The sequence below is a fragment of the Robinsoniella sp. genome, assembly GCF_034124845.1.
The window spans coordinates 9,066-15,622 of record NZ_JAWYAJ010000135.1; the positions used below are offsets into that span (position 1 = coordinate 9,066).

At 39.3% G+C, this 6,557-nt stretch carries 4 protein-coding genes; 2 read left to right on the top strand and 2 right to left on the bottom strand.

Going from position 1 to position 6,557, the window contains the following annotated elements:
• Positions 1–215: 215 nt before the first annotated feature.
• Positions 216–605 carry a transcriptional repressor gene (locus ACH2DQ_RS06520; protein WP_394914807.1) on the bottom strand — a complete coding sequence of 130 codons (390 nt, stop codon included), beginning with the start codon at positions 603–605 and terminating at the stop codon, positions 216–218.
• 308 nt (positions 606–913) lie between these two features.
• Here ACH2DQ_RS06520 and trxB point away from each other — a divergent pair, with 308 nt between their 5' ends.
• Both trxB and ACH2DQ_RS06530 read left to right on the top strand, forming a co-directional pair.
• Positions 914–1,834, top strand: a complete 921-nt coding sequence (gene trxB, locus ACH2DQ_RS06525) for a thioredoxin-disulfide reductase (RefSeq protein ID WP_394914806.1) — start codon at positions 914–916, stop codon at positions 1,832–1,834.
• A 162-nt stretch (positions 1,835–1,996) separates the two neighbouring features.
• Positions 1,997–3,550 carry an NlpC/P60 family protein gene (locus ACH2DQ_RS06530; RefSeq protein ID WP_394914805.1) on the top strand — a complete coding sequence of 518 codons (1,554 nt, stop codon included), beginning with the start codon at positions 1,997–1,999 and terminating at the stop codon, positions 3,548–3,550.
• A 953-nt stretch (positions 3,551–4,503) separates the two neighbouring features.
• Here the strand turns inward: ACH2DQ_RS06530 and ACH2DQ_RS06535 are convergent.
• Complete coding sequence (locus ACH2DQ_RS06535) at positions 4,504–6,198, bottom strand: NlpC/P60 family protein (protein ID WP_394913951.1); 1,695 nt, start codon at positions 6,196–6,198, stop codon at positions 4,504–4,506.
• Positions 6,199–6,557: the final 359 nt, after the last annotated feature.

The following is a 6,557-nucleotide window of genomic DNA, read 5'->3' on the forward strand; positions in this document are numbered from 1 at the left end:
CAGAATCTCCTTCATGAACATAACCACATACATTACATACAAATTTAGCCATTTTTCAATCTCCTTTTCTTATATAAATATTTTGGTACCGGTCCGGCTGTTAGAGTACCGGACCGATGAATATTAAGTTTGTATTTTGAATTTTAGAAATCAGTAACGATTACTGATATTAATTTATCATAACTCTACTTAGAAGTCAAGCATTTTTTTATCATTTACGATTTTTTAATGCAATCCGGACAAATGCCCATGAAATGCGTAATATAGCTGTCTATTTTACCTGAAAAATTCTTTTGAGCGACATCTACAATCTCATCAATATTGTCCATTTCTAAATCAATCACACTGTGACATTTCGTGCAGACAAAATGATTGTGTGGGTTAGTATTATAGTCAAAGCGGTCTGCGCCATCTCCCGTTACGATTTTTGTGATTTCTCCCAGATCGGATAACAGGGCAAGGTTACGATATACCGTCCCCAAACTGATCTTTGGAAATTGCTCCCTGATGTTCATATATACAGTGTCGGCAGTGGGATGGTCTTTTCTGGTTGCTAAGAACTCTATAATAGATTCCCGTTGTTTACTGTATTTTAGAGTAGCCATAATTCACCTCCTTATAATAATGATAACGGTTACTGATTTTATTGTATATGATAATTGTGCATTTGTCAAATGTTTTATTGATCGTATTATCGCAAATTCAGCTGATAATGGTATTATTTCTGCTTTATTAGAATGCATTTAGATATGGAAGATAGAAGTAGCTTTTTATCAGACTGGAACCGTACAATACTTTGTTCAATTTAATTGTTTTTCATTGAAAATAAGTAAAGGGTGACATATTTCAGGGATCTGCGGTATAATACTAATATTAAGGTGAATACTGTAAATACAAAAAGGAGTTGGAAATAATGGGAAGAAAATACGATACAATTATTATTGGTTCAGGACCTGCAGGGCTGGCGGCGGCAATTTATGCGGAAAGAGCAAAATTGGAATGTCTGATTATTGAAAAAAATTATGTTAGCGGAGGGCAGGTAATCAACACTTATGAAGTTGATAATTATCCGGGTTTGCCGGGGATTAACGGATTTGATATGGCAACAAAGTTCAGGGAACATGCGGATGCTTTAGGGGCAGAATTTGTCACTGCGGAAGTAAGTGACATTATAATAGAAGGAACAGATCGAAAAATCGTCACGGATCAAGGTGAATTTGTTGGAAAAACGGTTATTTTAGCGGCAGGGGCAAGACACCGTAAACTGAATGTCCCAGGCGAAGAAGAGCTTGCCGGAATGGGGGTATCTTATTGTGCTACCTGTGATGGTGCATTCTTTAAGAACAAAACGGTTGCTGTAGTGGGCGGCGGTGATGTTGCAGTTGAGGATGCAATCTTTCTGGCAAGAGTTTGTGAAAAAGTATATCTGATTCACAGAAGAGATGAATTGCGTGCAGCTAAAATTTTACAGGAAAAGCTTTTTGTATGTGACAATATAGAAGTTATCTGGGATTCTGTGGTAGACCGTATTAACGGAGAGGAACATGTGGAGTCCGTATCAATTACAAATGTTAAATCGGAAAAAGAGGATAACATCCCCGTGGACGGTGTATTTATAGCGGTTGGAATTCTACCTAACTCTGAGGTTTTTCAGGGGATTGTGGAAACAGACAAACATGGATATATTGTGGCTAATGAAGATTGTGTTACAAATAAGAAAGGAATTTTTGCAGCGGGAGATATTCGGACGAAAATGTTACGTCAAATTATTACAGCAGCTGCTGATGGCGCAAATGCTGTAACTTCCGTACAAAACTATCTTATATACGCATAAACAGAGCCTGGGACTTCCATTATTTCATTACAGAATTAAAAAAAATATTATCGGCATTGACAAATCATGTAATATTTGTTATGATAGCAATGTAATAATTTTAATAATTTCGTAATAAATAATAATTGAAAGATAAGATATATCGGAGGTCGAGGATAAGTAATGAAGAAAAGGATGATGAAGATTGCAGCCTGTATGATGGCAGCATCTATAACATTTGGAAGTACTGGGATATTAACAATGGCAGCTGGCGCTGATGTACCTTTAGCAGGATTGCAGGCAAAGGTAGAAGAAAATAATGAAGTGAACCAGTCAACTGAGAACACTGCCCCGGCAGAGCCAAGTAAATATGATGGACTAGCTATTGCCCAGGTTAATGATGATGCATATGTAAATATCAGAGATGCAGCAAGTACTGAAGATGGTAAAGTACTTGGTAAGCTTTATAATAATTCCGCAGCTGAAATTCTTGGCCAGGAAGGTGACTGGTATTTGATTAAATCGGGTTCAGTGACAGGCTATGTAAACAAAGAATTTTTTGCAACCGGAGCACAGGCAGAAGAACTTGCAAAAGAGGTAGGAGAAGAGGTTGCAACTGTTAATACAACAACATTAATGGTACGCCAGGATCCTAATACAGATTCTGATGTAGTTACACTTGTTGGAGATGCAGAAAAACTTCAGGTAGAAGAAGATCTGGGTGACTGGGTAAAAGTTGCAGTTGATTCTGACGTGGTAGGTTATGTAGCAAAAGATTACGTAGAGTGCGATACAAAGTTTGTTGAAGCAGAGTCAAAAGAAGAAGAAGAGGCTAGAATTGCAGCGGAAGAAGCGGCTTATCTGGCAGCAGTAGAAGAAGCAAGAAAAGCTGACGAAGCAGCAGCGGCGGCAGCAGCAGCTGAACAGGCAGCTCAAGATAAAGCTTGGTTGGAGTACTTAGATTCTCAGGAACAGGCAGCAGCAAATCAGGCTGCACAGGAAGCGGCAGACGCACAGTCCGCAGCAGATGCTTTAGCAGCACAGCAGGCGGCAGCAGAACAGGAAGCAGCAGATGCAGCAGCAAAAGCTCAGGAAGCAGCTGATCAGGCAGCGGCAGAGCAGGCAGCAGCAGACGCACAAGCACAGGCAGAGGCGGCAGCACAGGCAGCAGCAGATGCACAGGCACAGGCGGATGCCCAGGCAAAAGCAGCAGCAGATGCACAGGCAGCAGCGGATGCAGCAGCACAACAGCAGCAGCAACAGACAGAAGGAAGTCAGTCTGGCGGAAATACAGCAGATAACCAGGAACAACAGTTTGGTGACGCATCAGGCGGATCTACAGAAGCTCCGGATGCAGGACAGTCATCAAGTGCTTCCGGACTTAGACAAAGCGTTGTAAGCTTTGCACTGCAGTTTGTTGGAAACCCATATGTATGGGGTGGTACAAGCTTAACGAACGGTGCAGATTGTTCCGGATTTACACAGTCAGTTATGGCAAACTTTGGAATTAGTATACCTAGAGTTGCAGCAGCTCAGGCTGGCAGCGGCAGAGCAGTAGATCTTGGAAGCATTCAGCCAGGTGACTTGTTATTCTACAATGGCGACGGCGGAATCGGACATGTATCTATGTACATTGGTAACAATCAGGTAGTACATGCTAGTAGTTCTACAACAGGAATTATTGTATCTGATATGGGTTATAGACAGCCATGCAGCGCTAGAAGTTACTTAGATTAATTCACATTAATTAAATAAATCAGAACAAGGCCTTCACTCGAAAGAGTGAAGGTTTTTTCATATATAGTAAGCCTTCTTGAAACTGAAATGTAATAGGATAAAAAATTTAGTACAATTCGAAAAATTCCTCACAATTCAGGGGATATACAAGATGCACAAAATTTGTCGAAACTTGGAAAATGGTGTAAAAATCGTGTGTATAACTGTGTCGAGTTATCCACATTAAAAATGTCGGAAATAGTGGCAAAATGGAGTTATACACTAAGTTATGCACATTATCCACATAAAAGATCGAATTTTCAGTGGTTTACATAGTATTTTTTGGGAACAAACGTTTTGTAAAATGTGATAATTCGTGTTTTTATGTGGAGAAAGGATCGATTGGGTATTGACTTTTTTATCGTCATAATATGGTTTTGAAAAAATAAAGATGATTGCCATTTTCAGATAATAAATTGAATTGTGTACTAATTTTAAAGGTATCATTGAATGTGCAATAGATGAGTCTTGGGAGGAAAAGTTGTTGAAGTTCTTTTACAAAGCGTATATAATCTGCGAAACCTCAGTTTAATTTTTAAAATCTACTATGTTCATTTTGTTCTGGCTAAATAAAGCACTGAATTATTCACAGCATATGTATTTTTAAACCGGTTGCTGTAAGATTAGTTTTATAGTTTTATAGTTTTATAGTTTTATAGTTTTATAGTTTTATAGTTTTAAGTTTTATAGTCTTATGGTTTTATAGTCTTATAGTCTTATTCACTTATTCTCTTATATTCTTGTAAACTCAAATTAGCCTCATTTAGCCAATTTATATATACAAAGTAGATTTACTCCAGTAAAAGGTAAATCTTCTTGAACGAACCTGTTAGAGCGTTTAATTGGACATTAAAAAAGAACCAACTGTAATCAGTTGGTTCCAAACTATTTTTATTAATTAAATGACTCTTGAACTATGTCCAGTAACGCATAGCTGAAACTGGCTTGGTGTAGTCAAATTTAGATATTATAATACCGTCTGTTGCATTGCTGGCATGAATGATCTGTCCATTGCCAATGTAGATACCTACATGCCCCACAGGGCTGTAATAGAATACCAGATCGCCAGGAAGAAGATGTTTCTCATCCGGGATCACGGATTTTCCTTTATTATAGATACCGCCCCAGGGTGAATAACCATTAGCCTGGTCTTCTGCAACTCGGGGGATGGATATTCCAAAGTGCTTCATGACACTCATGGTGAATCCGGAGCAGTCTGCACCGTTTGTAAGGCTGGTGCCACCCCACAAATAGGGGTTGCCGCGGAATTTCTTGGCATAAGCGGCGATCTGCTCACCTTTTGTAGCATCTGCCGGGATATCCGGATCAATATATGCACCGTCGGCATCAAATGAATATGCGATGCCGTTAATCATAATCGTAGTTGATGAAACCATGGAACCGTCGGTATTGAAATAGTATGTACGGGTTCCAATATCTATTAAGCCTGTTTGCATGACACCATTTAAATCAAAATAGAAGCGTTTATTATCAATTGTCTGCCAGCCTTTTACTGCGGCATAATCACTGCCGAAATAATATCGCTTGCTGTCAGTCGTTACCCAGCCGGATACCTTATTATACTTTTTATCATTATAATAAGTTTTGCCATTTTCATAAAAAAGGCCTCTGCTGCGGGTTTGTCCATCGCGGTATCCGCTTGCTGTCACATGGTATTTTCCTACCCACTGGTCGGAAGCCATGCTGCCATCACTCTGAAGATAACATTTCTTTCTGGTTGGTCCGTAGGTTACCCATTTATTTTTGACCATTACACCGTTTTGATCAAAGTAGTACCATTTGCTGTCTAAGTTCTGCCAGCCGGTCACTTTCTTAGCGGTTGAAGGGCTGAAATAATAGCGTTCTCCCTTAATGGTTGCCCATCCGGTTAACATAGAACCCTTTTTGCCAGCGTACATCGTCTTTTTACTCAGCCAGCGGTTCTTCTTTACAATACCGGATTTAGAGGAATAGTAGCGCTTGCGCCCTACTTTATACCATCCGGTTTGTAATTTTCCGGTTGATTTATTGAAATAGTATGAGGATCTGCCAATCTTGGTAAAACCGGTTTCCATCGCTCCTGTTTCAGGATCCAGGTAGTATTTTCCATTGGGAAGAGTGAGCCAGCCTTTGGCTTTTTTGCCCTGATCATTGTAATAGTACCAAGTCTTTTCACTCGTAGACTGATACCAGCCGTTTCTCTTCTTTTTGGAGCTGGAGCTTGTACCGGAATCTCCACTGGAGGACAATACTTTATTTCCGTATGCGTCAAACACTACTCCGTTTACCGTAGTATTGCGGGCCATGGAACCGTCAGCCGTTACATAGAAATTGCCAATCCACATATTCTTAGCCATTTTACCACTGGCTGTTAAATAGTACCATTGGCGGTCTGTGTAAACCCATCCTGTTTTCATGATACCCTGTTTATCGAAATAGTACCAATTTCCTTTTATCTTCTTAAAGCCAGTTGCATAGCCAAGTGTAGAATTCGTTGTGTACTGTCGTCCCTGATCCGTTACTTTCCAGGCCGCCTGAACATCAGGGGCAGGTATAGAAGCAGTTAATATTCCAACAAGGGAAAGCACGACAAGAATTTTTTTCTTCATCACTATACTCCTTTGATTTTATTCTCAAATTTTTTCTCTAATTTCAATCGCTTTTTTACTTTAATAATTATTGCAAGTATGTGTAAATACGTTACAAAAATATTACACTTCATTTAAAATAGTAGCCCATCTGGAAGGAAATGTCAACATTTATTCATTAAAAAGCAAAAGAAAAGTCCATATCTATGGATGTTGCACAGATATGGACACCAGATTTTGTATGCTATGACGAAGTAATATTTGTCATATTTATAACTACTGAATAGTACAAGCCAGCATGCGCTATTCCTTAATAGAAAGTTTAGAACAAAAAGCGTTCCATACTTTCTATTGAAGCAGTACCGCAGACCCGTCAGCGG